At 36.5% G+C, this 26,000-nt stretch carries 30 protein-coding genes and 5 pseudogenes; 28 read left to right on the top strand and 7 right to left on the bottom strand.

Annotation, left to right across the window (positions count from 1 at the left end; genetic code table 11):
• The first annotated feature begins 140 nt into the window (after nt 1-140).
• The 4 genes and pseudogenes from QF028_RS16975 to QF028_RS16960 all read left to right on the top strand — a co-directional run bounded on the left by QF028_RS16975 (nt 141) and on the right by QF028_RS16960 (nt 2,659).
• Nucleotides 141-1,234, top strand: a pseudogene (locus tag QF028_RS16975) (flavin monoamine oxidase family protein).
• Nucleotides 1,235-1,385: 151 nt separating this feature from the next.
• On the top strand, nt 1,386-1,763 hold the full coding sequence (locus QF028_RS16970; protein WP_429467118.1) for a VOC family protein: 378 nt from the start codon (nt 1,386-1,388) through the stop codon (nt 1,761-1,763).
• Between the two features lie 11 nt (nt 1,764-1,774).
• Complete coding sequence (locus QF028_RS16965) at nt 1,775-2,197, top strand: hypothetical protein (protein WP_429467116.1); 423 nt, start codon at nt 1,775-1,777, stop codon at nt 2,195-2,197.
• A gap of 273 nt (nt 2,198-2,470) precedes the next feature.
• Nucleotides 2,471-2,659 carry a hypothetical protein gene (locus QF028_RS16960; RefSeq protein WP_429467114.1) on the top strand — a complete coding sequence of 63 codons (189 nt, stop codon included), beginning with the start codon at nt 2,471-2,473 and terminating at the stop codon, nt 2,657-2,659.
• Between the two features lie 327 nt (nt 2,660-2,986).
• Here QF028_RS16960 and QF028_RS16955 read toward each other — a convergent pair whose 3' ends face one another.
• Together QF028_RS16955 and QF028_RS16950 are read right to left on the bottom strand one after the other, a co-directional pair.
• The gene (locus QF028_RS16955) at nt 2,987-3,253 is read right to left on the bottom strand and encodes a hypothetical protein (protein ID WP_429467112.1); all 267 of its coding nucleotides are present in this window, start codon (nt 3,251-3,253) and stop codon (nt 2,987-2,989) included.
• Complete coding sequence (locus tag QF028_RS16950; protein WP_429467110.1) at nt 3,243-3,959, bottom strand: conserved phage C-terminal domain-containing protein; 717 nt, start codon at nt 3,957-3,959, stop codon at nt 3,243-3,245. The genes QF028_RS16955 and QF028_RS16950 overlap by 11 nt, the downstream gene beginning before the upstream one ends.
• Before the next feature lie 570 nt (nt 3,960-4,529).
• Here QF028_RS16950 and katG point away from each other — a divergent pair.
• Nucleotides 4,530-6,731: a catalase/peroxidase HPI gene (gene katG / locus QF028_RS16945; RefSeq protein ID WP_429467108.1), complete on the top strand. Its 2,202-nt coding sequence runs from the start codon at nt 4,530-4,532 to the stop codon at nt 6,729-6,731.
• A 224-nt stretch (nt 6,732-6,955) separates the two neighbouring features.
• Here the strand turns inward: katG and QF028_RS16940 are convergent, their stop codons facing one another.
• Nucleotides 6,956-7,600 (bottom strand): YczE/YyaS/YitT family protein, encoded by a 645-nt coding sequence (locus tag QF028_RS16940; RefSeq protein WP_429467106.1) that lies wholly within the window; start codon nt 7,598-7,600, stop codon nt 6,956-6,958.
• A 17-nt stretch (nt 7,601-7,617) separates the two neighbouring features.
• Nucleotides 7,618-8,061, bottom strand: a pseudogene (locus QF028_RS16935) (GNAT family N-acetyltransferase).
• Between the two features lie 128 nt (nt 8,062-8,189).
• On the opposite strand from QF028_RS16935, the gene QF028_RS16930 reads away from it, so the two are divergent.
• The 4 genes from QF028_RS16930 to QF028_RS16915 all read left to right on the top strand — a co-directional run bounded on the left by QF028_RS16930 (nt 8,190) and on the right by QF028_RS16915 (nt 10,177).
• Entirely contained in the window at nt 8,190-8,642 is a 453-nt protein-coding gene (locus QF028_RS16930; RefSeq protein ID WP_215000600.1) for a MarR family winged helix-turn-helix transcriptional regulator, read from the top strand.
• A gap of 25 nt (nt 8,643-8,667) precedes the next feature.
• Nucleotides 8,668-9,186 carry a GNAT family N-acetyltransferase gene (locus QF028_RS16925; protein WP_429467104.1) on the top strand — a complete coding sequence of 173 codons (519 nt, stop codon included), beginning with the start codon at nt 8,668-8,670 and terminating at the stop codon, nt 9,184-9,186.
• A gap of 23 nt (nt 9,187-9,209) precedes the next feature.
• Nucleotides 9,210-9,833: an FMN-binding negative transcriptional regulator gene (locus QF028_RS16920; protein WP_429467102.1), complete on the top strand. Its 624-nt coding sequence runs from the start codon at nt 9,210-9,212 to the stop codon at nt 9,831-9,833.
• A gap of 149 nt (nt 9,834-9,982) precedes the next feature.
• Complete coding sequence (locus QF028_RS16915; RefSeq protein ID WP_429467100.1) at nt 9,983-10,177, top strand: hypothetical protein; 195 nt, start codon at nt 9,983-9,985, stop codon at nt 10,175-10,177.
• A 120-nt stretch (nt 10,178-10,297) separates the two neighbouring features.
• Here QF028_RS16915 and QF028_RS16910 read toward each other — a convergent pair whose 3' ends face one another.
• Nucleotides 10,298-10,570: a YqhV family protein gene (locus QF028_RS16910; protein ID WP_168242978.1), complete on the bottom strand. Its 273-nt coding sequence runs from the start codon at nt 10,568-10,570 to the stop codon at nt 10,298-10,300.
• 382 nt (nt 10,571-10,952) lie between these two features.
• Here QF028_RS16910 and QF028_RS16905 point away from each other — a divergent pair, with 382 nt between their 5' ends.
• The 15 genes and pseudogenes from QF028_RS16905 to QF028_RS16835 form a co-directional block, all read left to right on the top strand.
• Nucleotides 10,953-11,039: a BA3454 family stress response protein gene (locus tag QF028_RS16905; protein ID WP_429472396.1), complete on the top strand. Its 87-nt coding sequence runs from the start codon at nt 10,953-10,955 to the stop codon at nt 11,037-11,039.
• A 129-nt stretch (nt 11,040-11,168) separates the two neighbouring features.
• Nucleotides 11,169-11,594, top strand: coding sequence for a MarR family winged helix-turn-helix transcriptional regulator (locus QF028_RS16900; RefSeq protein WP_429467098.1), 426 nt, complete (start codon nt 11,169-11,171; stop codon nt 11,592-11,594).
• 57 nt (nt 11,595-11,651) lie between these two features.
• Nucleotides 11,652-12,050: a DoxX family protein gene (locus tag QF028_RS16895; RefSeq protein WP_168242983.1), complete on the top strand. Its 399-nt coding sequence runs from the start codon at nt 11,652-11,654 to the stop codon at nt 12,048-12,050.
• Nucleotides 12,051-12,140: 90 nt separating this feature from the next.
• Nucleotides 12,141-13,079 carry a ring-cleaving dioxygenase gene (locus QF028_RS16890; protein ID WP_215000611.1) on the top strand — a complete coding sequence of 313 codons (939 nt, stop codon included), beginning with the start codon at nt 12,141-12,143 and terminating at the stop codon, nt 13,077-13,079.
• A 23-nt stretch (nt 13,080-13,102) separates the two neighbouring features.
• On the top strand, nt 13,103-13,711 hold the full coding sequence (locus QF028_RS16885; RefSeq protein WP_429467095.1) for a flavin reductase family protein: 609 nt from the start codon (nt 13,103-13,105) through the stop codon (nt 13,709-13,711).
• Nucleotides 13,708-13,860 (top strand): annotated as a pseudogene (locus QF028_RS16880) (ring-cleaving dioxygenase); the annotation flags it as partial. The gene QF028_RS16885 and the pseudogene QF028_RS16880, both read left to right, overlap by 4 nt.
• Nucleotides 13,857-14,468: an alpha/beta hydrolase gene (locus QF028_RS16875; protein ID WP_429472394.1), complete on the top strand. Its 612-nt coding sequence runs from the start codon at nt 13,857-13,859 to the stop codon at nt 14,466-14,468. The pseudogene QF028_RS16880 and the gene QF028_RS16875, both read left to right, overlap by 4 nt.
• Nucleotides 14,444-14,638 (top strand): hypothetical protein, encoded by a 195-nt coding sequence (locus QF028_RS16870; RefSeq protein ID WP_429467093.1) that lies wholly within the window; start codon nt 14,444-14,446, stop codon nt 14,636-14,638. Before QF028_RS16875 ends, QF028_RS16870 begins: the two co-directional genes overlap by 25 nt.
• Nucleotides 14,639-14,852: 214 nt before the next feature.
• A complete protein-coding gene (locus tag QF028_RS16865) occupies nt 14,853-15,323 on the top strand; it encodes a CBO0543 family protein (protein ID WP_429467091.1) in 471 nt (156 codons plus the stop codon).
• 30 nt (nt 15,324-15,353) lie between these two features.
• Nucleotides 15,354-15,582 (top strand): annotated as a pseudogene (locus QF028_RS16860) (NAD(P)H-dependent oxidoreductase); the annotation flags it as partial.
• Nucleotides 15,583-15,715: 133 nt separating this feature from the next.
• Nucleotides 15,716-16,429, top strand: coding sequence for a pirin family protein (locus tag QF028_RS16855; protein WP_429467089.1), 714 nt, complete (start codon nt 15,716-15,718; stop codon nt 16,427-16,429).
• On the top strand, nt 16,429-16,704 hold the full coding sequence (locus tag QF028_RS16850) for a hypothetical protein (RefSeq protein WP_168242991.1): 276 nt from the start codon (nt 16,429-16,431) through the stop codon (nt 16,702-16,704). Before QF028_RS16855 ends, QF028_RS16850 begins: the two co-directional genes overlap by 1 nt.
• 86 nt (nt 16,705-16,790) lie before the next feature.
• Entirely contained in the window at nt 16,791-17,444 is a 654-nt protein-coding gene (locus QF028_RS16845) for a carboxymuconolactone decarboxylase family protein (protein WP_429467086.1), read from the top strand.
• 365 nt (nt 17,445-17,809) lie between these two features.
• Nucleotides 17,810-18,988, top strand: a complete 1,179-nt coding sequence (locus QF028_RS16840) for a cation:proton antiporter (protein WP_429467084.1) — start codon at nt 17,810-17,812, stop codon at nt 18,986-18,988.
• Nucleotides 18,989-19,295: 307 nt separating this feature from the next.
• Nucleotides 19,296-19,592, top strand: a pseudogene (locus QF028_RS16835) (cell wall hydrolase); the annotation flags it as partial.
• Between the two features lie 141 nt (nt 19,593-19,733).
• On the opposite strand, the gene QF028_RS16830 reads toward QF028_RS16835, so the two are convergent.
• Nucleotides 19,734-20,753 (bottom strand): YeiH family protein, encoded by a 1,020-nt coding sequence (locus QF028_RS16830; RefSeq protein WP_429472392.1) that lies wholly within the window; start codon nt 20,751-20,753, stop codon nt 19,734-19,736.
• Between the two features lie 140 nt (nt 20,754-20,893).
• Between QF028_RS16830 and QF028_RS16825 the strand changes: the two genes are divergently transcribed.
• The 4 genes from QF028_RS16825 (at nt 20,894) to QF028_RS16810 (ending at nt 25,049) form a co-directional block, all read left to right on the top strand.
• Nucleotides 20,894-21,790 (top strand): LysR family transcriptional regulator, encoded by an 897-nt coding sequence (locus QF028_RS16825; RefSeq protein WP_429467082.1) that lies wholly within the window; start codon nt 20,894-20,896, stop codon nt 21,788-21,790.
• Between the two features lie 284 nt (nt 21,791-22,074).
• Nucleotides 22,075-22,902: an electron transfer flavoprotein subunit beta/FixA family protein gene (locus QF028_RS16820; protein ID WP_098932255.1), complete on the top strand. Its 828-nt coding sequence runs from the start codon at nt 22,075-22,077 to the stop codon at nt 22,900-22,902.
• On the top strand, nt 22,903-23,937 hold the full coding sequence (locus tag QF028_RS16815) for an electron transfer flavoprotein subunit alpha/FixB family protein (RefSeq protein WP_429467080.1): 1,035 nt from the start codon (nt 22,903-22,905) through the stop codon (nt 23,935-23,937).
• 407 nt (nt 23,938-24,344) lie between these two features.
• Nucleotides 24,345-25,049 (top strand): DUF421 domain-containing protein, encoded by a 705-nt coding sequence (locus tag QF028_RS16810; protein ID WP_429467078.1) that lies wholly within the window; start codon nt 24,345-24,347, stop codon nt 25,047-25,049.
• 153 nt (nt 25,050-25,202) lie between these two features.
• Here QF028_RS16810 and QF028_RS16805 read toward each other — a convergent pair whose 3' ends face one another.
• Nucleotides 25,203-25,802 (bottom strand): TetR-like C-terminal domain-containing protein, encoded by a 600-nt coding sequence (locus QF028_RS16805; RefSeq protein WP_429467076.1) that lies wholly within the window; start codon nt 25,800-25,802, stop codon nt 25,203-25,205.
• Nucleotides 25,803-26,000 lie beyond the last annotated feature (198 nt).

Below are 26,000 nucleotides of genomic sequence, written 5' to 3'. Positions count from 1 at the left end.
CCCAATCATGAAAACACATTTTTTCAAATATGGAAAGCTCATTTAAAAGGGAGCAATATAAAAAGGAATAACCTTTCGAAAGTACATTTATACAACATAGACACAGTCAGAAGGAGGACAAAATATGTTAAAGTTCTGTAATTATTGTTGGTGCGGGTTTAAGTGGCCTACGTGCTGCATCACTACTTACTCAACAAGGGATTAAATGTAGGGTACTAGAGGCTAGAGATAGGATTGGTGGCAGGGTTTTGAGTACTTCTGATCCAAACAGACCTGACCTAGGCAAATTTGACCTTGGCCCCACGTGGTTTTGGCCACAGTATGAGAGCCATATTGCTAACCTTGTAAAAGAACTAAATTTAGAAACTTTCGAACAATATAAAAAAGGCGAAATACTTATTGAACGATTCCAAATCAAGCCACCAGAGCGATGTGTGCTGAAGGAAAATTCTGACGAAAGATGGGTCCGATTGACTGGAGGTGTGCAGTCTCTTATTGATGCTCTAGCAGAGACTATTCCCTCAGAAATAGTTGAGCTAGAAACGCGAGTTAAGAAAATTCAGCTGAATGAAGCTAGTGATATCACAGTTGAAGCAGAGCTTTCTGATGGAAAGAGAAAAAAATTCCTGCAGATGCTGTTATTTTGGCATTGCCACCTCGTCTTGTGGCACATTACATTGAATTTTCGCCTTCCCTCCCTCCAAATCTTATGACTGACATTGTAAACAAACCTACGTGGATGGCGGGACAGGCCAAGGTAGTTGCAGTCTATGATCGTCCCTTCTGGAGAGAATTGGGACTTTCTGGATATGTATTGAGTGCCGTTGGTCCCTTAGAAGAAATATATGATGCCTCTCCTAATAAAGGCCCTGGTGCATTATTTGGTTTCTTCGGAATGCCTCCAGAAGCACGTAAAAAAATGGGTCAAGATAAAATTTTAAAATTGGTTGTTGACCAGTTAGTTAAGCTCTTTGGAAGTGAGACTAAAAATTTAAAGGCTCTTCTTTATAAAGATTGGTCCAGCGATTCTGAAACCACTGTTGAGGAAGACTTAAGTCCTCTTAAAAATTACCAGAGCTATGGTCCACCACCAGTAGAAGGTGTATGGGAAAAGAAAATTATTTTTGCTGGTACAGAAACGAATTCAGAATATAGTGGACATCTTGAAGGTGCCCTTCAGTCCACTGAACAGGCAGTTTTTGAAATCATTCATTTAAATAACAAGCCTTTATGACTCGATTTTTGATGAGTATCGTATCTGAACTATAGTTTTGAATATTTCTGGAGGAAATCTTTAAAGGATTTAAATAATATAATAGAAGAAATTTATCCCGTTCCAAGGATAAATTGTAATGTTTATTTTATTCTTAGAAAGGAGTACTATAATGCAATTTTTCTTTGATCACCTTGTTTGGTTCTTTAAGAAACCAGAGAAAGCAATTTCACCGTTAAAACAAAGAGGGCTTCATGCGGTGAAGGGGGGCCGTCATGAATCTTGGGGAACATATAATACCCTAACCTATTTTGGCTTAAGTTATATTGAATTTTTAGGAATTGAAAATTTATCAATAGCTGAAAAACATGGTGAAAATCGATTGATTACGCAAATCGTTGAACAGCTAGCAAAAGAAAGTCGGGAAGGCCCTGCGAAAGTAGCGATCCAAACAAATCAAATTGAAGAACTATCAATAAAACTTAAAGCAGAAGGACTTACAGTATATGGGCCGCTTAATGGGGAGAGAGTCGTGCTGATGGTCAGGTAATCAGGTGGTCATTGTTATTCCCTGAATACGCGGAAAACAAGGTTTCTTTACCATTTTTTATTGAATGGGAAAAATCAGATGAAGAAAGGTATTCGGATTTAGAGGAACAAAGACTCATAGGGTCACAAATATTAGGTCAGCCAAAATTGGAAAGTGTTGGTTTTGTCGTAAATAATTTGGATAAAACATTAGAAATTTGGAGCAAATTGTTTAACCCTAAACTAGGCGAGGAATATATTGATACGGAAATCAATGCACGTTGTAGAATTTTAGAATTGAACAGAACTAATTTATTATTTTGTACACCAACTGGAGATGGTCCGGCTGCTAAGGTATTAAAAGAAAAAGGGGAGACCCCTTTTTTAGTAAACCTTACTGACACGAATCAAAGTCACTTTTTTGAAATGTTGGATGGTTATTGGAGGTTCCAGTAATATATTAAAACCATTATATAATAAATTACAGATTGAGATTGAATATGCTCCTTTTATATTGGCTTGCAAAATACCCGATACGGTTCACCGTAACGTATCTAAATCGATTTGGTGGGGAAGAGTAAGAGTCTCTTCCCACATCCTAACTATTATGTTTTAAGTGATTCTCTGGAATTCTCTGACGTGATGAAGGATAGCAGGGTTGAATAAGACGACATAAAAAAGATGATTTCATCATATTTATCATTAATGAGAGGTTAAAGAGGTGAATACATGTTACGCAATGTTGGCAGAAGACTCATCTGGTTTTTAATCGGAAGTACGATTTTTGCTACATTTATCGGATTTACCCTATTTAAGGCTGGCCTCATATCATTTCCAGGTATTCCTAAATCCCAAAGTGCAATGAATAATAAACATCGTAATCGAAATAGAAGAGTTGGTAGAATTCGAGTTACTTAGAGATATGATATCGTTAGCTTCAATAGTGTCTATGTAGTATTTCCTTGGAGTATAAAATGCTGCACATTTTTCTTACTGTAACATTATTTCGGAAAAAACAAGTCAAACTTTCGAAGACTGCCAGATTTTTAAAGTTCATAAGAGGTTTGGGCTTCTTGCATCGCAATGTGCGAAAAGCCCAAACCTTTAATATATTTGTATCTTTACTCCTGTGATACAAAACCGTGAGTAAGAAAGTAATAGGCACAGTTATTTGGAAAGCCTTCAAAACCGTATCCATGCTCGTTGTTCTTCCCGTGGTTTTTGTTTTTCCGTAGCCTAGTCTTCTTAAGGTGCTTCCCCGGCAGTCAAATCCAAAACGAATTCATTAGGGATGCAGCGTGACCCCCCAGATGAACTCTGAAGCAAATCACAAATCTTTGGTGGATGCGGCGATTGAGCCACAAATTCCAATAGATTCTTGTGCACTTTTTCATACGAATATTTTTGCAAGACCATATGCCAGCCATCCAGCTTCTTTTGATCAAAATGAAACTTTTCATAATAGACTTCAATTAGTTCCATTAAATTATAAATCTCTTTTTTATTCATCAAAGTTAAAATCCTCCTCAGACATTCTCTTCTTTCTTTCCTGTTGATTGAGATAAGATTCAAATTTTGTTCCAAACAACGTCTCCGGCCTTAGAAACCTATTCCAAGCAGGATCAGACTTCCATTCAGCTGTCTTTAAATCAATGACTCTTTTAAATTCCTCAAAGGTAAAACCTTCTCTATATCTCGCATGAATCATTTCCCTCGTTTTAATAGAACCTGGTTTAAAGTTCTTTCCTGTTATCTCATTCAAATAGTTGATAATTTCAGCATATGGTATCTCCTTTTTTACGGAAGAACTGACAGTTGTTCCCTCCGTATTCTTAACCTCTTCCTCCGGTGCATTCTCCTCAATAGGCTTAGCTGGACGTTCCAAAATGCTATCCTCTAGCTCTTTCACTTTTTCATAGTCAATGCTGTACCATTTTGTCTTATCTATTTTCATCTCATTCCAGTTATTTGATAGAAGTAATCCCATCATCTCCAACGAGCGAATCGTCCGCTTAATCGTACTCACTGACCAAAATGGTAGCTGCTTCTGCCACTCCTCATACGTGTTATACACCCAGGTTCTCTCCTCAATAACATGTTTGCTGATTCCAAGCCAATAATGAATTTGCTGCAGCACCACTGCCTCATTTACACCAATTTTAGCTGCCAAACTAGGAATAATCATCAATGGACTTTCAGTTATTAACAACCTGCTCATCTGAATCTCCCCTTATAGCACTTTTCATGAAGGAACCTTGAAACGGTCATAGGACGCCAACAACCAACCGATTGGTCCTTTCAAGTGTTATATATAGAAAAAAATGCAAAAAGGACACACTATTTATAAATATTTTTGCTTTGATGGAAATGGAAATGAAAGGGGTCATATTATTTTTTTCTCTGAAGTAATCTTTGAAGTAATCTATTGAAGTAATCTATGGTATTGCTCGGGTCAACGCGAGTATCTCTTTGTGTCAATCTGCACCTTTCAAAACGTCAGGATGAGCGAATCAACTTGTTCATTTTGCCCGGATGTAAAACTCAGGAAAGTGGTATTCTTTTTGAGATTATTGAACACAAGAAAATACAAGGCGGTAAAAACTTGATATAACAGCATTTCCGGAAAATATTACAAATTTGTGACAACATTGGTTTTTTTTTCAATTTTAAGTAATAGTTTAGTAGAATTGAAACATAATAATTAATACTACCAGTTTGTAAGCTTCTTACTAACAAGAGACATAATTATCTGCTGCTTAATTCACAAGAACAGGGAGGAGAAAAACGTATGGATGCTAATATTGGAAAGTGCCCGTTTCACGGCGGCGCTGCTAGTAACAATTCTAGGGGTACGTCTAATCGAGACTGGTGGCCAAACCAGTTGAACTTGAACATTCTCCATCAGCATGACAGAAAATCTAACCCTATGGGAGAAGACTTTGATTATGCAGAAGAATTTAAAAAGTTAGACTACTATGCCCTTAAACAGGATCTTCGCAATTTAATGACAAACAGTCAAGATTGGTGGCCAGCTGATTATGGACATTATGGTCCATTCTTTATCCGTATGGCTTGGCACTCCGCAGGTACATATCGTACTGGAGACGGCCGTGGTGGTGGTGGTACTGGCACACAGCGTTTTGCTCCACTTAACAGTTGGCCTGACAACGGTAACCTCGATAAAGCTCGTCGACTACTTTGGCCGATTAAGCAAAAGTATGGCAACAAGATTTCTTGGGCTGACTTATTTATTCTTACAGGTAATGTCGCTATTGAATCAATGGGTGGAAAGACATTTGGTTTTGGTGGAGGACGCGCAGATGTTTGGCATCCAGAAGAAGACATTAACTGGGGTACTGAATCAGAATGGTTAGGTGATAAGCGTTACACAGGTGATCGTGAGCTTGAGAACCCACTTGCAGCCGTTCAGATGGGCCTTATCTATGTTAACCCAGAAGGTCCAAATGGTAATCCAGATCCGATTGCAAGTGGTCGTGACATACGCGAAACCTTTGCACGTATGGGAATGAACGATGAAGAAACAGTAGCATTAATAGCCGGCGGCCATACTTTTGGTAAGGCACATGGTGCAGGAGATGCTGCTCATGTTGGTCCAGAACCGGAAGCTGCTCCAACTGAGGCACAGGGCTTAGGTTGGTTAAGCACACACGGCAGCGGTAAAGGGCGTGACACCATCACCAGCGGTATTGAAGGTGCTTGGACTGCTAATCCAACACAGTGGGATAATGGTTACTTTGATTTATTGTTTGGATATCAATGGTGGCTTACAAAGAGTCCTGCTGGTGCATATCAGTGGCTTGCTGTAAATCCTGATGAGAAGGATCTTGCACCGGATGCAGAAGATCCATCCGTTAGTGTTCCGACTATGATGACTACCGCTGATATGGCATTGCGATATGATCCAGAATACGAAAAGATATCTCGTCGTTTCCATAAGAATCCAGAAGAGTTTGCTGATGCATTTGCTCGTGCATGGTTTAAACTAACACACCGTGACATGGGGCCTCGTTCAAGATATCTAGGCCCAGAAGTTCCAAAAGAATTACTTATCTGGCAAGATCCTATACCGGCTGTTGAGTATGAATTAACAGATACAGAAGTTGAAAAGATCAAAGTTATGATCCTGGACTCAGGACTTACTATCAACGAACTAGTCACAACTGCATGGGCCTCAGCAAGTACCTACCGCGGCTCAGATATGCGTGGCGGTGCAAATGGTGCTCGTATCCGTCTTGCTCCACAGAAGGATTGGGAAGTAAATCAGCCTGAACAACTTACAAAAGTACTTACTGTACTAGAAAGCATTCAAAGTCATCTAGGAAAGAAAGTAAGCATGGCTGACTTGATTGTACTTGGTGGTAGTGCCGCAATAGAAAAAGCTGCAAAAGATGCAGGCTTTGATGTATCTGTTCCTTTCGCTCCAGGACGTGGCGATGCAACCCAAGAGCAAACTGAATTAGAAAGTTTTGCAGTGCTAGAACCTATCGCTGATGGTTTTCGCAACTATCAGAAGGACCAGTATCGTGTAAGTTCGGCAGAGCTGCTAGTTGACAAGGCACAACTTCTAGGCCTTACTGCACCAGAAATGACTGCTCTTATTGGCGGTATGCGTGTTTTGGGTACTAACTACGGTGGCACCAATCATGGGGTTTTCACTGATCGTGTAGGGACACTTACTAACGACTTTTTTGTTAACTTACTTGACATGGGGGTAGCGTGGACGCCTGTTGGCGGTGACGTATTTGAAGGACGTGATCGCAAGACAGGAGTAGTAGTACGTACAGCAACTAGTGTTGACCTAGTGTTTGGTTCAAACTCCGTTCTACGTGCCATAGCAGAGGTTTATGCTCAAGATGATAACAAAGAGAAGTTTGTGCGTGATTTTATAGCTGCCTGGGTCAAGATTATGAATGCTGATCGCTTCGACCTTAGGTTGAAGAAAGCTCAACTATTAGGCTTTTCAAAGTAACAAAGCCCGGGACTTTACGTAAAGGAAGAAGTAGCAAAGGTAAATTACAGAAATGAAAAATATAAAAAAAACTAATTAGAGTAAAAAAAATAGGCTCATTCCTTTGAACACAAAGGGTTGGGCCTGTTTGGAGATATTATTACGTTTGAACGGACTTTAACAGTAAGGGATGTTGAATTTTTTACAGAGATATCAGGTGATGAAGGAATACAACAAAAACCATCCTATATTGAATGGTTTTTATCTTTATCATAATTTGATGATGTACTTGAGTGTGTTAATATACGGTCTAATACTTTTTCAGTAAATGGCATAAAGTAATTAAGTATTAGCCCCCCTAAACAAACGGTTAATATAGTCCCAACGCCAATTGGTCCATTTAAAAACATTGCCATTATTAAGAATACGAGGTAAATGAACGTTTTCGAAAAAAATATATTTGTTCTAGTTAATTCTTGGATGATTAAGGTTAATCGGTCAACTGGAATCGGTGCAAAATTTGTGTGTAAATATGTTGCGGTTCCTAATCCTATAACAACTAAGCCGATTCCAAAACAAACAACTTTGCTGTACCATAGTTCAGGTGTTATCAAATTGTGCAATAAAAAAAGCCACATATCAATACCAATACCCGTTATAAATGCTGTTAACAACCCCAAAACTTCTGGTCTTTGTCTTTTTAAAAATGAATTACAACCTATCAATAGTAAAGCTATTATTATTTCCCAACTTCCCACAGTAAGCCCCACATTTATGGACAGTCCTACCAAAAGTGCATCAAAAGGCGAAGTTCCAAGGTCTGATTGAATAGTGAAAGAAATACCAAGGGTTAATATTAAAATTCCTAATACATAAAAAACATATTTCACTTTACTCGACCTCTTTATCAATATTTACTAGACAATTCTTTGAGCATTAGAATATGTGGGATACCATCTTCCATAAAGATATTAGATGAAGTACGATAACCAAGTTTTTTATAAAAACCTTCCGCCTGTGTTTGTCAATGTAATTTAACCTGCGAGGCTCCCCGTTCTTCCGCGATTTCTTCTAACGCTTTAATAATGATTTTTCCAAGTCCAAATTTACGATAAGGTTCGAGGATGCAGATTCTTTCCAATTTACCTACTCCATCAATAAACCTTATCCTTCCCGTTCCGACTGGTTGTTCATTGTAATGGACTAATATGTGTTCGCAAAGTCCATTCAGTGTATCAAATTGATCAAATTCATCTTCTAGTGGTACGCCTTGTTCTTTCACAAATACTTCTTTCCTTATTGCAAATGCTACCCTTAAATTTTCATCAATTGTTGCTCTTTTTGCATTCATTTTTATCAGTCCTTTTAAATTAAATTGTCTATCATCATTTTGTTGCAAATGCAATAAAATTAGGTTAAATTTAATTTATATCACTTTTATAGTAAATGCAACAAAAAGTATGGGTTAAGGAGTTAATTATGAAGGAAATTCTTCGTGAAATTGGAATGATAGCAAGGGCATTAGATTCTATAAGTAATATAGAGTTTAAAGAATATGACCTTACAAAGGGACAGTATTTGTACCTGGTGCGAATATGTGAAAACCCAGGAATCATTCAAGAAAAGTTAGCTGAGATGATAAAAGTAGATCGAACAACAGCAGCTCGTGCTATAAAAAAACTTGAAATTAATGGCTTTATTGAAAAGAAAGAAGATCAACATAACAAAAAAATAAAAAAACTCTTTCCAACAGAGAAAGGGAAAAATGTTTTTCCTTTTATAAAAAGAGAAAATGATTATTCCAATATCGTTGCATTAGAGGGATTTTCCGAAAGAGAAGTAGAAACCATTTTCAACCTTCTTCAAAGAGTAAGAAAAAATATAGAAAAAGACTGGGAATTTGTAAAAAAGGGAAACAAGAGAAATTATTGATTATATGAAGGAGCGACATATTTAAATGACTATAAATATAAAAAAGTGTACCGTTGAAGATTCACACAAACTTCAAGAAATTAGTTATGAAACATTTAATGAGACATTTAAGCATCAGAATTCACCCGAAAATATGAATGCCTATCTGGAAAGGGCATTTAACTTAAAACAATTAGAAAAAGAATTATCCAATATTTCTTCGCAATTCTTTTTTGTTTATTTTAATAATGATGTCGCTGGATATTTAAAGGTCAATACCAATGATGCTCAGTCTGAAGAAATGGGTGATGAATCACTTGAAATCGAGAGGATTTATATAAAGAACAAATTTCAAAAACATGGGCTTGGTAAATATCTGCTAAATAAAGCTATGGAAATTGCGATGGAACGTAATAAAAAGAAAATTTGGCTAGGCGTATGGGAAAAAAATGAAAATGCTATTACTTTTTATAAGAAAATGGGGTTTGTTCAAACTGGAGCCCACTCTTTTTATATGGGTGATGAAGAACAAATGGACTTTATAATGACCAAAACACTCATATAACTTTTTTTGAAAGGTGGATTATTATGTATATTCCAAAATTTTTTAAGGTCACAAATGTTGATGAAATTTGGGATTTTGTTCAAAAACACTCTTTTGGAACGATTGTCACAACAGAGCAAGGGAAACCAATTGCCACTCATTTGCCTTTGGGGTTAAATAAAAAAGGTGATGATTACTATATTACTGGGCATTTGGCTTATGGAAATCCTCAGTGGAGAACATTTGAAACCTGTGAAGATGGGCTTGTTATGTTTCAGGGACCGAACGCTTACATTTCTTCTTCTTGGTATGGTCATGAAGAAGTACCAACATGGAATTATCAAGCCGTCCATATATATGGTAAAGCAAGCATTTTAGAGAAAGATGAATTAATAGAAGAATTAACAATAATGCTGGAAAAATATAAAGAAAATCGTGAAAATCCAGTTTTATGGGATAAACTTTCTCCTGAACTATTAGAAAATCAACTGCAAGGTATTGTTGGTTTTAAGATTAAAGTTGAACAAATCCAGGCTGCATATAAATTAAGTCAGAACCGAAATGAAACGGATTATATTAACATCATTGATAAATTACAAAATGAAGGAAATCCAAATTCGAAACAAATGGCAGAACTGATGGAAAAGAGATTAAAAAATCACATATAAGCTCACTTTTATTCAACCCTTACCATTTTTTCCATCCTTTTTCGTGCCATCCACTTATTCCTTTAGGAAGCGGGTATAGCGAATCCATATAATAAAAGCCCGAAATCATAAGATTTCGGGCTTTTATTATATGAAAGAAGGTGATGGAAATGTCACTCGCTCACTTTGATGATATTTATCAAATCTGTTGTGGAATGGAAGTGGAAGAAACATTAAGGAAGGCAAAGCTTTCGAATGAACGGTTAAATCTCATGAAAGCTCATTTTCCAAATGACTTTCGATGGTGGGAAGAGGCAATTAGAGAGAGTTTAAACGAAAAAGAAAGAGAGGTATTTTATGTCTAAAAAGAATACTAGGTGATCATCCCCCGTTTGTTCCGAATCAAGGAATGATGGGGGATTATTTTTTTGTTTTTTCGCGACAATCCTTTATTTTCCAACCTATAAAGAAACTTAAACGGAAGATTATGATTTTACACCGATAAAAATACAGCCAACTCCGATGAAAATCCAGACTATTTTGGCAAATGAAATATTCCCCGTCAATCCCAGAACACCAATTGTAGTCGTTAAGATGAGAATAATAGGGCCAACGAGTGCTAGAGAACTATTAACTAAAAGGGCCTTTTCAACTGAATTAAACTTAATCATGAGTATAGCTGCAAGTATTTCAATACTTCCTGAAAGTACTCTTAATAAGGCCATTCCCAAAACGGCTATTTCAATAAAAATAAACATATTCTCCTCCTATGTAATACTGTTCATCCCTCATCCGTATATGTTTACTATGCGAATAGAGGGACAAGAACTTAACGAAATGCATATCCATGGGACGTCAAAAAAGACAAGATGAGGCCTATCCCTAGAGGGCATAAATCCCTTGGTATCCAAAATATATACCCAACACGATTAATGAAACTCAGGAAACAATAGAGATAGCGATTAGACTCTTGTACATTTTATGAGAAAAATTAAGACTCATGCCAAAAAACGAATAACGGCAACCAATACGCCATACATGAACTGAGGTAATATCAATTTTTCCCTTAAGAGTTTGTGGGCAATCTCTTACCATTGAAATCTTGTAACTGGAGAAAGCTATAAAAAATCTCATAACCTTATTAATGTAATTGTTAAAAAGGACACACCTGAAGAACAAATTTTGCATTTCGCACAAGAGCAAATTAAGAAACAATGGTTAAATTAAAAAAAAGCCCGTGATTCGGCTGGGGTTATTTGGAGAAAAACAGTTATTGATTAAATTATAAAACAGGTATTGACATTATCTTGAATTCAAGATATATTAATTAAAGATATTTAATTAGGAGGTGTGAATATGGAAAGGAAATGTACTAACCATCCATTTTTGCTACTAATGCAAACCTCAAAAGGCATTCAGGAACGAATAAGAGACGAAATGTCCAAAAATAATCTTAGTATTACCGAGTTTTCTGTTTTAGAGGTACTTTTCTACAAAGGGAAACAAACCATTCAGCAGATTAGAAATAGAATCCTGACCTCTAGCGGCTCGATGACGTATGTTATTGATAAACTTGAACAAAAAGGAATCATAAAAAGGAATGACTGTAGAGAAGACCGGCGGGTTATTCATGTAACCTTAACAGCTGAAGGAATGGAAATGATGGAAAACATCATGCCGAAGTATCAAGACATGGTTAATTCTATTTTTGAAGATTTAACAGAAGATGAGTCCGAGTTGATGGTCCATTGTTTAAAGAAAGTTAGAAACAGAGTGGAATAATATATTTTTTAAATTAATATCTCGAAGTCGAGATAAGTAGAAATAGGAGGTAATAAAATGATGAGTATTGGATTATTAATTATAAGGGTAGTCGTGGGTGTGTCATTCATGGCTCACGGTGCACAGAAATTATTTGGCTGGTTTGGCGGTTACGGCTTAAAGGGAACAGGAGGCTGGATGGAGTCGCTCGGTATGAAACCAGGTGTGATGATGGCCCTCATGGCAGGATTAGCAGAATTAATTGGGGGATTATTGTTTACATTAGGACTTCTTACTCCCCTTGCAGGAATCATGATTGCAGCTACAATGGTAATGGCAATTGTAAAGGTTCATGCTTCTAATGGCTATTGGGCAACACAAAATGGATACGAATATAATTTGACGTTGATAGCGGTTGTAATTGGTATAGCATTAATTGGACCTGGAAAATATGCATTGGATGCTTTTTTATTCTAAAATATCTCGAATTAGAGAATCCCGATTTTTAATAGTATCAATAATTTAATTATTGAATAGAGATCATAATTTTAAAAGGAGTGTTTCAAAATGAGTAAGAAAACAATGGGTATTCATCATATCACTGCAATTGTAGGACATCCACAGGAGAATGTTGATTTTTATGCAGGTGTTTTAGGATTACGCTTAGTGAAACAAACAGTAAACTTTGATGACCCTGGAACGTATCACCTTTATTTCGGTGATGAAGGAGGAAAACCAGGAACCATCATTACATTCTTCCCTTGGGCAGGAGCTCGTCAAGGAACCATTGGTGATGGTCAAGTAGGAGTTACCTCTTATGTTGTTCCAAAAGGTTCTATGGAATTTTGGGAGAACAGGCTAGAAAAGTTAAAGGTTTCATTTACGAAAATGGATCGATTCGGTGAGCAATATTTGGAATTTGATGATCCACATGGCCTTCACCTTGAAATTGTTGAAAGAGAAGAAGGAGAAGTTAATAATTGGAACTTTAGCGGGGTAACTCCAGAGGTCGCCATCAAAGGGTTTGGCGGAGCTACTCTATTATCAACACAGCCCAATAAAACGGCTGACTTGTTAGAAAATGTTATGGGACTTGAATTCGTAGGTAAAGAAGGAGATTTCGCCCGTTATCGTTCTTCAGCTGAGATCGGAAATGTTATTGACCTGAAATTAACTCCGATTGGACGCGGAAGAATGGGTGTGGGGACCGTACATCACATCGCTTGGCGGGCTAGTGATGACCAGGATCAATTGGAATGGCAAAAGTATGTTGCAGGAAATGGATATGGCGTCACCCCAGTACAAGATCGAAACTATTTTAATGCCATTTATTTCAGAGAACACGGAGAAATCTTATTTGAAATTGCAACAGATCCTCCAGGCTTCGCTCATGATGAGTCACAAGAAACCATGGGAGAAAAATTGATGTTGCCTGCACAGTATGAACCAAAAAGAGAACAAATTGAACGCGGATTACTGCCATTTGAAGTAAGAGAACTAGACTGATTATACGAAAAGGAATGATTTCTTTGCTTTCAATTGATCCAGCCTTAATGTCTGAAAGAGAAAATTATAAGTTTCTAATAGGAAGCATCATACCTAGACCTATTGCTTTCGTGACAACCATTTCAAAAGATGGCGTTTTAAATGGTGCACCATTTAGTTATTTTAATATCGTCTCATCCAATCCGCAGATGATTTCATTATCAATTCAACGTTCAGCGGGGAGTCAAAAGGATACAGCGAGAAACATCATCGAATCCAAGCAATTTGTGGTCCATATTGTTGACGAACATAATGTTGAAAAAATAAATAAGACGGCTGCAAGTCTTCCTTCTGATCAAAGTGAAGTTAAGTTAGCAAACTTGACTTCAGTAGATAGTGTAAAAATTTCGGTACCAGGTGTGAAGGAAGCAAAAATTCGAATGGAATGTTTATTAGAGCATTCCTTAGAATTGGGAAGTTCGGATAGTCCTGGATGTGATTTTATTATAGGAAGAGTGGTTCAATTTCATATTGAAGATGAAATTTATGAAAATGGAAGAATTGATGCTAGAGGTTTAGCTGCAGTAAGTCGATTAGCAGGGAATAATTACGCCAAAATCGGTGAGATTTTTGAAATAGAAAGGCCTAAATAACTTCTTACCCACCAGGCTTTTCAGTGGATGAACCAGTCGCTAAACTTGGGGAAAAACTAATGTTGCCATCTTGGCTAGAGTCAAAAAGAGAAGAATTAGAAGAAACCTTACCGCCTGTAGAGGTTCGAGTTCTGGAGGGAGATAAATAATGAAACATATATTCAATAAGGGGCAAAATCAAACAAAACCCACGTTGTTATTGCTTCATGGTACAGGAGGCAATGAATTAGACCTGCTGCCACTTGCAGGAATAATTGATGATGAGGCAAATGTACTAAGCGTTCGTGGGAATGTATTAGAAAATGGAATGCCTCGATTTTTTCGCAGATTAGCATTAGGGATATTTGATGAGGAAGATCTTATTTTTCGAACAAAAGAGTTAAACGAGTTTCTAGATGAGGCCTCCGAAAAGTATGATTTTGATCGAGATAATATTCTTGCGATAGGTTACTCAAATGGAGCTAATATTGCTGCGAGTTTATTATTTCACCATCAAAGTGCTTTAAAGGGTGCGATTCTTCATCATCCCATGGTGCCGCGAAAAGGAATTGAACTACCTGATTTAACTGGGAAAGCAGTATTTATTGCAGCAGGTACCAATGATCCAATCTGCTCGCCATTAGAATCTTCTGAATTACAATCTTTATTAGAAAAGGCAAATGCGAATGTAGAAATTCATTGGGAGAATAGAGGTCATCAATTAACCTCTCAAGAAGTTGAAGCCGCAGCTCAATGGTATCAAAAAGGTATAAACTAAAAGTAAAACTTTCTGTTGGTTTATTAGGAAATGGACAAATGGCGGGATATGAGTTGGATTTAGCATTTTTAGCAATGGCAGTTTATCTTGCAATCAATGGAAGCAAGATATTATCAGTTAGTGACTTGATTTTTCAAAAGGATTCAATTGAGTTAAAAAAAGCTGCTTAATATTGAAAGATAATTTTAAAAGAAAGCTAATCGGAACCTTTCGATTAGTTTTTTAATTACATAGAAAATACTTTTATACTTGAAGGAATAGTAAATACTTCCTAAAGAAATAATAGGTAGGAAATTATTTTTCTCTGCTTGTTTTGATGGGGTTTTACAGAACATTGTAAAACGGGAGCATATCAAATTTTGATTCACATCGGAGGATGTTTTTATGGAAAAGAAACTGTTGAATTTACTTACTGCTTTGTGTGTGGTTTCCTTGCCATTTTTATTTAAAGGATCTAAAATGCGAGAAAATCTTGTTGTTTTTTTCTCAAAAGGAGTCATTGCAACTCTAATTGATGCTTTTGTGGTAGGTACCAAAAGACTAGAATATCCAGTTCGTCCTTTTCCAAAAATTTTTAAGACAAACATCATTTATGACCTATTGTTTTTCCCGCTTTTAAGTGTTATATGGGTGAAACTGACTTATAACGATCATTTAGGCAAAATACTTTTGAAAAGTTTACTTTTTAGTGTTCCCATGAGTATCGGTCAATGGTGCTTTGAAAAGAATTCCAAGTTATTCAAATGGGAAAAATGGACAATATTTCATACCTTTACCAGTGTAAATTTTACTTTGTTTACGATAAGAGGTTTCGTTGGATTATTAAAAAAATTAGATAAGGTAAAGAGTGCTTAAGTTTTTAGAGCTAATACAATTCAAGAGATGGACGCTATTTTATTTGTAACTCCTGAATATAATCGTTCTGTACCAGCTGTAATAAAGAATTCTCTTGATGTAGGATCCCGTCCATATGGAGCAAGCGTATGGAACGGCAAACGGCAATGTTTCAGCATTATTTGATGAAAAGGGCAAAATTAAAGATAATGAAACGGTCCAAATCTTACAAACATTTGTCAATGTGTTTGTTGATTTGATTAAAAGATATCAAGCATAAGGAAATTCTAGGAAAGAAAGAGTTGGAGCATATAGCAGAAGAAATCCTGTTATATATTCCAACTTTTTGTTTTGAATGGAAGAAATAAAGCTCGATATTCATGACTAAGAAATTCAGATAAGGAGTGACGGAATTGATTCAAATTTGTCCTGCAGGTACACGATACACAGTAAAAAATGAATGGCTGGAGAGTAATTTAAGTTTTTCTTTTGGTGAGTATTATGACACTTCCAATATCCGATTTGGTCCACTGCGTGTGTTTAACGACGACACCGTCCAAGGTGGTCGCGGCTTTGGAATTCATCCGCATCGGGAAGCGGAAATTGTTTCTATCGTATTAAAGGGGCAGCTAAAACATGAAGACAACTTGGGGAACTCTGGAATTATCAGCTACGGAAATATACAGCGAATAAGTGCTGGAACGGGAGTGCTTCATTCTGAATTCAATGCTTCCAATGATGAAGAAGTCCGATTTTTACAGCTATGGTTTTCACCAAATGAAAAAAAGTTAACTCCATCCTATGAAGATATCTCATATGATGTTGAACAATTACAAAATAACTTATTACCTGTAATATCCCATAATGCCTCCGAGCGGGTGGCAGGAATTCATCAAGATTTAACCCTTTATTTATCAAAGTTGGATGGAAATAAGACATTGAACTTTCAACAGGAAGAAGGCAGAAAGATTTACATCTTTACTATAGAAGGAGAAATTTCAATTAATAAGGATTCCATTTTACAATCCCAGGATGCGGCACGGATCACAGACATCCATGAAATTACGATCCAGGCAAATCAAGATAGTTTCTTTTTATTAATTGATTTACCTGGGGGTGAATTTTAATGTTAATGATTCGTCACTCTATAGGCAGCCGATTGCTTTGTCAAACTACTAATTACCGTATTGAAAAGCAAGACGATCGTTGGCTGATCTCCTTATCTGTTGATGAAGAAACTGCTTCGACTGTTTTAGATTTTCAGGATGAGTTAAATATATTTGAAGCAAAGGAAAATGAAAAGACTTGGTATTACTCCTCTGATTCACAAATTAATTTTCAACCTAATGAAAAACAATTGGTGATCCTTGCAGATCATAAAACTGTCTATCCGACTCAATGATTAACTCTATTAAGTTGAGTAAATATAAAAAGTCTGATGGGATTTACAAGCTCCTTTATTTTTATTAGAAAGAAAGGATGTCTACAATGACAAACAATTTATATGAAAAAGGAAATTTTAAAAATCTTAGTAAACTTAAAGAATTAGCACCAGAACAGCTTGAAGCTTTTTCGGATTTTAATACGGCGGTCATGACAGATGGTGCACTGAGTAAAAAGGAAAAAGAAATCATAGCGGTTGCAATTGCCCATTTAACGGAATGCCCCTATTGTATTGATTCACATACACGACGTGCAAAAGCTGAAGGAGCATTACTTGAAGAATTAGTAGAAGCCATCTTTGTTGTAGCAGGAGTAGAAGCAGGTGGGGTAGTAACCCATAGTACTCATATACATAATGCGATGGATGCAGAAGCAGAGGATTCACTTTATAGACGTTCAAATCTAAAAAACCTTGGTCAATTAAATAAATTTTCTCCTGAAGGCTTTAAAGGTTATTCTACGTTTAATAGAACAGCAATGAAGAAAGGCAAATTGAGTGGAAAGTTTAAAGAGATTATTGCTGTGGCAGTTGCTCATGCCACGCAATGCCCATATTGTATAGATGTCCATACGAAAAATGCCATGAAGCTAGGATGTACAAATGAAGAGCTTGCAGAAGCAGTAATGGTTACTTCAGCATTACTTGCAGGAGGAGCTTATGCACATATCGCAAATTTGATACAAAGCTATGGTGATTAATAAAAAGGTATGATAAAAAAAGCCGACTCTCATTCCTGATTAATGGAAGGTGGAGTCGGCTTTTTTCCTTTATTTATGCTCAAGGTATTTTTTACTCATTGTTGGTTTAATCAATGCCTCTTTAGGTGCCATGTACAGAAATATTTGAAGGGCATGTCATATTTCGACCTTTCTACCACGGAGATAGCAGATAGGGCATATATATAGACTTCAATTGAATTGCTTAAACCACCCGCTGGCGATTACCCATGTAATCTCTAAAATTTTATGTATTTATCTAAATTTATTGTCGGATATGCAAATTAAAATGGAAGAAACTAATTTATATGAAATATTGAATTTTAAAAACAGGGGCGTAATAAATTATGATTGAAATGTGGACCATTCTTTTGGCAATTGCAGTTGGAGGAGCCTTTATAGCTGAAAAAATAAATCAGCCTTACCCAACCCTTCTTGTAATTGCAGGACTTTTCATAGGGGTGCTTAATATTCCGACTTTGGAAGGGATTAAGCATCATGTAACGAGTGATGCGTTTTTCCAAACTGCAATTATAACAATTTTCTTATCAGCATTGTTGGGAGAGGCTACCCTAAAAATGCCATTCAAAGAACTGACAAAGAACAAAACAACAATTTTATTATTATCTCTTCTTGGAACATTTCTTACCTTTTTATTAGTTTCAGCAGCCTCCGTATTCTTCTTACATTTATCCCTTCAAGAATCTCTTATATTCGGAGCTGTTATGTCAGCCACTGACCCCATTTCAGTTCTGACGATTTTTAAATCAATTAAAGTAAATGAAAAATTATCCATTATTGTCGAAGGGGAAAGTTTAGGGAATGATGGTGTGGCGGTTGTTCTTTTTAAGATTGCCCTTGTAACTACGTCTATAACAGCTACTGGTGTCTTTGAGGCTTCAACAGAGTTTCTAAGGGTTGTTTTGGGTGGAATAATTGTAGGTGCTGCATTTGGCTTTTTAGCTTCACGAATTACTCGTCTAATTGACCAGCATTTAATTGAGATTGGCTTATCCATTGTCCTCTTTTACGGAGCTTACGAACTAGGGGAACACTTTCATTTTTCAGGTGTTATTGCAGTAGTTGTTGCAGGTTTAATTTTTGGTAACTACGGAAAGAGAATTGGAATGTCTGAAAACACTCTTCGTGAAATGGATTCGTTTTGGGAAGCTATTGCATTTCTTTCTAATGCTTTGATTTTTTTTATGGTTGGATTAGAGATTGTTCGAATAGGTATTAATGGGAAATGGGCAGTTGTGATAGGAAGTATTGTAATTGTTGTTCTTTCACGAATTGTAGCTGTATTTGTGAGCTTAGCCTTTGAGGGAACAATTCCATTTTCGTGGAAGACTGTTATTGGTTGGGGAGGGCTAAAAGGTTCTTTATCCATTGCACTTGTTTTATCGATTACACCTAATTTTCAAGGAAAAGATTTGTTATTAGCAATGACCTTTGCAAATGTTCTGTTTTCCTTACTTGTGCAAGGAACAACTATTAAATTTCTTGTTAATAAATTAAAAATTTAGTTTATCCATAAATTCATTATCTAAATTAAAAAAAAGAAATAGCTTGCAATCAATTTCTGAAAGCAAAGCTTTGTTTTTTAAAAAAATCAACACATTTATTAAACAGAGCCTTTTTTAAATAAAACAACTTTCATTTACTGCTATTTCGGTCAACCATGTAATGCACGACAGGGGATTGATAATGTCTAGTTGCTTCTAAGGCGATAGGTGGCTTCTGACCAGTTTCTTTCTATACTTCCTTCAGAAACTCTACAAGTAAACTAATACCTTCAACAGTATATAATAAAATGTAATTAGAGGGTGAGGTATGCCGAGAGTAAAACACACAACTGATGACGTAGAATTATTGGGAAGAATGATGAGAGCGGAAGCAGAGGGTGAAGGCGAGCAAGGAATGTTAATGGTTGGAAATGTTGGTGTCAATCGTATTATGTGCAATTGTATGGTTTTTAAAGACATTAGAACAGTCCATAACATGGTCTATCAAATCCAAGGTGGAAACTATTCTTTTGAATGTATTCAGAAAGGCTATTTTTATCAGCGAGATAGATTACAAGAAAAAAGATTGGCAAAAAAAACTTTAGATTATTATCGGTTTCATCCTTCTCCTGGGTCCTCCTAAAGTATGATGGAATTAGGCAACAAATGATTCCTAATGTAAACCGTTTTTTAGATAAAAATGAAACAGCCTGAATTCGTGTCAATATAGAAATCAGGCTGATTTATAATGATTGTATAAGAATTTTTAGAGACTAAGAAACGTAAGCAATGATAAAAGAAATGATGTAATAATAATGGCTATAAGTGGACGAATTGCTTTGGTACGTAATTCTTTCAAGCTAATATTTAAACCTAATCCGGTCATGGACATTGTTAACATAAATGATGTACCGTATGCAATATTAGACATCAATGTTTTTGATACCACTACCTGATTACCAAGGATATAGCTTCCCACAAAACTCATAACGATAAAACCAATTAAAAACCATGGAAACTCGAATTTTGTCTCCCCTTCTATTTTTCCTTTCTTTTTCATCCAAAGCATAAGGATAAAGCAAACTGGAATTAATAGAAATACTCTTGCAAGTTTGGCAAGTAATGCTTGAGCAAGAGCATCCTGGCCTGCTGGGGCAGCAGCTAAAGCAACATGGCCGATCTCGTGTAGGCTGATTCCAACCCAATTTCCGTAGTTTATAGGACCAAAAGATAAATAAGGAAATATTAACGTATAGATTATTGAAAACACTGTGCCGACTAATGCGATGATGCCGACTCCCATAGCTGTATCCTCATCTTTTGCTTTTATAATTGGCGATACGGCCGCGATGGCAGCCGCACCACAAATGCCTGTGCCGAGACTTAATAATAAAGAAAGATTAAAATCGGCCTTCAGCCATTTTGCAAGGGTCATAAGGACAACGATTGAAAAAATGATCGTTATTGACCCTCTTAGTAATAGTGGAAATCCCTGATGAAATATCACAATCATATTAAGCTTTAATCCATAAAGTATGATAGCCAATCTCAATAATTTTTTTGATGAAAATTGAATACCAGTACGTAATTTTTCTGGATATCCAAAAACCTGTCTATAAACCACAGCTAGTAAAATAGCACACGCAAGAGGTCCAATATGATTTAGACCTGGAAGCGCTGCCAAAATAAAACCTAACACGGCTATAATCAATGTAAAACCAATTCCAGAAATCAAAGAAACATCTAGCTTTTTTGCCGCTTTTTTTTGCTGATTCGGACTGGGAATTATTAATACTTTTTGTTCCAATGTTTTTCAACCCCTTATTTGGATTCTATATAATTTATCGTAACTAATAATTTACAATAAGGAAAATAAATGATTATTATAGTTATAATAAGTAAATACGATAGTAAGAAGGAGAACAGATGGATCAACTATTATTTGTATTTATATCTGTAGCTGATAAAAGAAACTTTTCCAGAGCAGCGGAAGAGCTTCATATGACTCAGCCTGCAGTCAGCCAGCAAATTCAACAATTGGAAAAATATGTAGGTGCAAAACTACTTCTCCGAACAAATAAAAGTGTGCAGCTAACTAAAGCAGGAGAAATAGTCTATTTGCATGCTAAAGAAATAACGGGTTTATACAAACGAATGTCGAAGTTAGTGAATGAATTAAATAACGAGCCAACAGGACCATTAAAAATTGGCGCCAGCTATACCTTTGGAGAGTATGTATTACCACATATACTTGCAAGAATGAAAAACCTATTTCCTAATATCATCCCTTCGGTACAGATTGGCAATACAAGGGATATTGCTAAAGCAATTACAAGTCATGAGATAGATGTAGGAATTGTTGAGGGAGAAATTTCTCAACGAAATATATATATAAAATCCGTTTCCACCGACCAGATGTATATCGTAGCAGGGGGTAAATATCCAATTTATTTCAATAAGGAAGTTACACGGAGACAGGTAGAACAAGAGAATTGGATTGTCCGTGAAGAAGGTTCTGGGACAAGAGAGGCAACAGAAACATTATTTCAATCATTACAGATACGTCCTTCCAGGTTAATGGAGTTCGGCAGTACACAACTTATAAAAGAAGCAGTTGAAGCCGGACTTGGCATTAGTTACTTATCTGAACTTACTGTAAAAAAAGAAAGAATGCTTGGTACCATTCAAGTATTAAATGTTAAAGGGACACCGATAAAAAGAAATTTTTCAGTTATAACAGAATCTGTGGAATTGCATACGAAATCTATGAACTTATTTATTGAGTTAATAGAAAAATATCTAAAAAATCAATTATTACAATAGCTCTATTTTATAAATTAATCAAAAATATAAAAAAGACAAAGCTCTGAAGTGACCCCCATAACCGCACAGTGATTCCTCCACTCGTGCGGTTTTTTTTTTGGTTTGGCTTTTCGTTGGCAACATTTACATAGATATTTGTCAAAAAATTCGAATGTATGGACATCTCTTTTAATAAAGTAAAAGTAAACGGGCGAAAAAAGGCTTTTAGCCGGAAAACAGCCGGCAAGTTTCATATTACGTAAAGTAAAAAAATATGTGCTTTTTAAATAAAAGGGAGGGGTAAAATGCTGCATATTGTAGCCTGTATCAAGCAAGTGCCTGACACCAAAATTATCAAGATGAACCCAAAAACAAACACGATGGACCGCAGGACGGCGCCTGCGATATTGAATCCGTATGATGCACATGCAGTTGAAGAGGCGGTTCGTCTAAAGAATAGGTATGGGGGAATCGTATCTGTTGTAACAATGGGGCCGCCTCCAGCGGTTACCGCAATTAAAAAGTGTATTGAAATAGGCGCCGATGAGGGTTATTTAATCACGGACCGCCGGTTTGCGGGAGCTGATACATTGGCAACGAGCTATGCCGTGACAAAGGCGATTGAAAAAATAGGAAAACAACAGCCCGTAGATTTGATCATTTGCGGAAAAATGTCCATTGATGGAGATACCGGGCAAGTCGGACCCGGAATTGCACGAAGGCTCGATATTCCACCGCTGACTTCTGTGAACAAAGTAGTGGAAATTAATCAAGAAGATGGATATGCCATTGTCCATCGCAAGTTGGAGGATGGATATGAAGTCGTTCGATCCACATTGCCGTGTTTGTTTTCCGTTGAAAAAACAATCAATGAAGTGCCGTATTCTCCGTTTCCCAACATGATAAAAGCTGCCAGATATAAACCTCATATCTGGTCTGTTGATGACCTGGAAGAGGTTGATGTGAAGCAGCTTGGTTTGAAGGGATCTCCAACGATTGTTTCCAAAGTTTGGGCTCCACAAAAGCCGGCAGGGGGAACCTTCCTTGAAGGCAACCCAACGTCACAAGTAGAGCAATTGCTCTCAGTCCTTCTTGAAAAGAAAGAACTGTTTGAAACAAAGGAGGGAGTGTAATTGGATTTCCAAGATTATAAAGGTGTTTGGGTGTTCATTGAACAAAAAGATGGAGTGGTGGCTTCTGTATCCCTTGAACTATTGGGTGCCGGCAGAAAGTTGGCAAACAAACGGGGAGTGGAATTGGCCGGTATTCTAATCGGGGAAAATGTTAAACATTTAACGAAGACCGTTTTTGAATACGGAGCAGATACAGTGTATGTATATGATCAACCCATCTTTAAACATTACAGGACCGAGTCCTACATGAAGGCGCTGCTGGAATGCACGGAAAAATATAAACCAGAAATTATCCTCTACGGGGCCACCTCAACAGGAAAAGACCTGGCAAGTGCGGTAGCCACCGATATGCCGACAGGTTTAACGGCGGATACGACGGAGCTGGATGTTGAAGAGGAAACAGGGTTACTATTAGCGAGCAGGCCGGCTTTTGGCGGAAATATTATGGCAACCATTTTATGTAAAAAATATCGACCCCAAATGGCGACAGTACGCGCCAAAGTCATGAAAGCTCTTACTCCTCAATCAGGGAGGACGGGCAAGACGGTTGAAGAAACAATATCCCTAAAGGAAGAAGATATTCGGACAAAAGTCTTGGATATTGTAAAGGAAACTGTAAAGAAAGTAAGAATCGACGAAGCGGATATTATTGTTGCAGGCGGAAAAGGATTAGGGAGTTACGAGGGGTTTCAGTTAATACACCAATTAGCAGAAACTCTTGGAGGAGCGGTTGGTGCCAGCAGGGATGTGGTGGAAGCGGGTTGGATCGATCACCCTCATCAAGTAGGGCAAACCGGTGTGACGGTAACGCCAAAAATTTATTTTGCAATTGGAATTTCCGGTGCGATTCAACATATTGTGGGAATGAAAAATTCCGGTTTAATTATTGCCATTAATAAGGACAAAGAAGCCCCCATTTTTCAGAACTGTCATTATGGAATTGTTGGCGATGCCTTTGAGATTGTTCCTATACTAATCGAACAGTTTAAAAAGGCTTTATCCAGAGACAAGGTAAGCAATACCAGCGCAGGTTGATGTAATGATGCCGGGGCGAGAAACATAAAATAGAAATTCTCAAAAAGGTCGGAGACGTAAGTTCCCAGAATGAATTATTTGTTATTCACAATATCTCTATAATAAAGCCTCACGGTGAATTTTCACTCATGAGGCTTTTTCCTATATATGCCTATAATTGAAGCCTAATGAAATCTGAAATAGATGGATAAATAAAATAGCTAATTGGAAAGATAAAATAATTAAATGGGGATATTTTATGGTAAAAGCTGCATTTTGCCATCATTCTCTTTAATTCCATTCTTAAGTGCAGACAAAAAATAATTAATGATATTTGGCTGTTTACAATCCTTTTTAGCTACTGTTTTATACTATAGTTGAGTTCAAATACAAGTTGGTTAAACAATATCAGTAAACAGGAGATTTAAATGGAAGATACACTTATACCCATTCTGAGAACAGGTTTCAGCTTTTTGCTTTTAATACTTGTTACTCTGGTTATTGGAAAGCATATTAACTCTCATAAAAACCACTATAGCTTTGCCTTATCCGTTACAATTGGTTCCTTTATAGCGAACATGGGGTTTGATACGAATTTAAAGTTCAAAGAAATTCTAATTTCATTTCTTGTATTAGTTTTAATGTTTTATTTGTTCATGGTGTTATCTTCTAGGAGCCGAAGTTTTAGAAAATGGTTATCTGGTAAACCAACACTGCTAATAGAAAAAGGAAAATTACTAGACAATAATATGAAAAAGGTAAAATTCTCGATTGACGACCTTAATCAGCTTTTAAGGGAAAAGGATATCTTTAATATATTTGAAGTGGAATACGCATTACTAGAAGTGAGCGGGGAATTATCCATTCTTAAAAAGATACCGTTTCAAAATGTAATAAAAAAAGATTTAAATTTGCCCAATTCATCAGAGTCGCTGCCAGTTGAACTAATTATGGACGGGAAAATCATCGAAAAGAACGCTACCAGCATCTATAACCGTGAGTGGATTGAAGCTGAATTCAAAAGAAGAAATTTACGAATAGAAGAAATTTATTATGCTGTAGTTAATAGCGGTGGTTACCTTTTTGTAGACAAATATGAAGATAAAATAACTTCACCTACAGATGTTGAATAATTTGGAAAGGCTAAGTGAGAATAGGAAGGCAACCATTCGGTATATACGAACAAAAAATCCCCGGAATTTGTCAAAAGGGGATTTTTTGTTTGCATAGGAAAATCACAGTTAGTTAACAACTTCTAAAAAGGTCCAACTGGTATAATCGCTTTTTTATATTGATTTCCTATTATCCTTACTTAAATGAAAAAGCATATACATCTGCTTAGCGAGAAATTGCGGTGTATAAGGCAGGTCCTTACGCAACCAAGCTACGATCGTGCCGATAAGAGCTGAAGAACCATGCCAAATAGCAATATCCCTTTGGATATCGGTAGTAGCGAGCAAGGCGTCTATCTCCGTTCTCTCTGTTATTGATTTCGTAAGGATTTTTAATAACCGCTCTGTAAAGATTGGCGTTCGTGTGGAACTAAGAACCACTTTATAGAATTTAGCATTCTCGGCTATATGCTCAAGCAGGTTCACAAGCTTCAATGAATCAATTTCTTCAGCGGATTTCATGTTTGTTGTCGTACTCAGCATAATGCACTCAATATCCTCGGCCATTTCCTGTGCCATTTTCTCCATCAAGTCTTGTATATCATGATAATGCAGATAAAACGTAACACGGTTGATGGTTGCGCGTTCCGCAATCCGATTAACCGTTATTTTATTAATTTCCATCTCCTGCAGCAAATCTATAAAAGCGTCCTTGATTAATTGGCGCGTACGAAGTATACGAGGATCTACTCGTGGAGTTGCATTATCCTTCATGTTTAATCACCCTTCCCATTTGAAAATTTACAATTATTTTAGTTGTGTCTATTCTTTTCAGCATTAACAACAAAACTGAAAAGAATGATAACTAATCTACACTTCTTAAGAAATTGTCTGTTGTCAGAACCCACTATCTTATTATAATGTAATTTATATAATGTTAATTATTAAACACATTGTAAAAAAAGTCTATAT

Source organism: Neobacillus sp. B4I6, from assembly GCF_050434045.1.
GTDB lineage: Bacteria > Bacillota > Bacilli > Bacillales > Cytobacillaceae > Neobacillus.
This window is presented reverse-complemented; position numbering and strand designations above follow the sequence as displayed.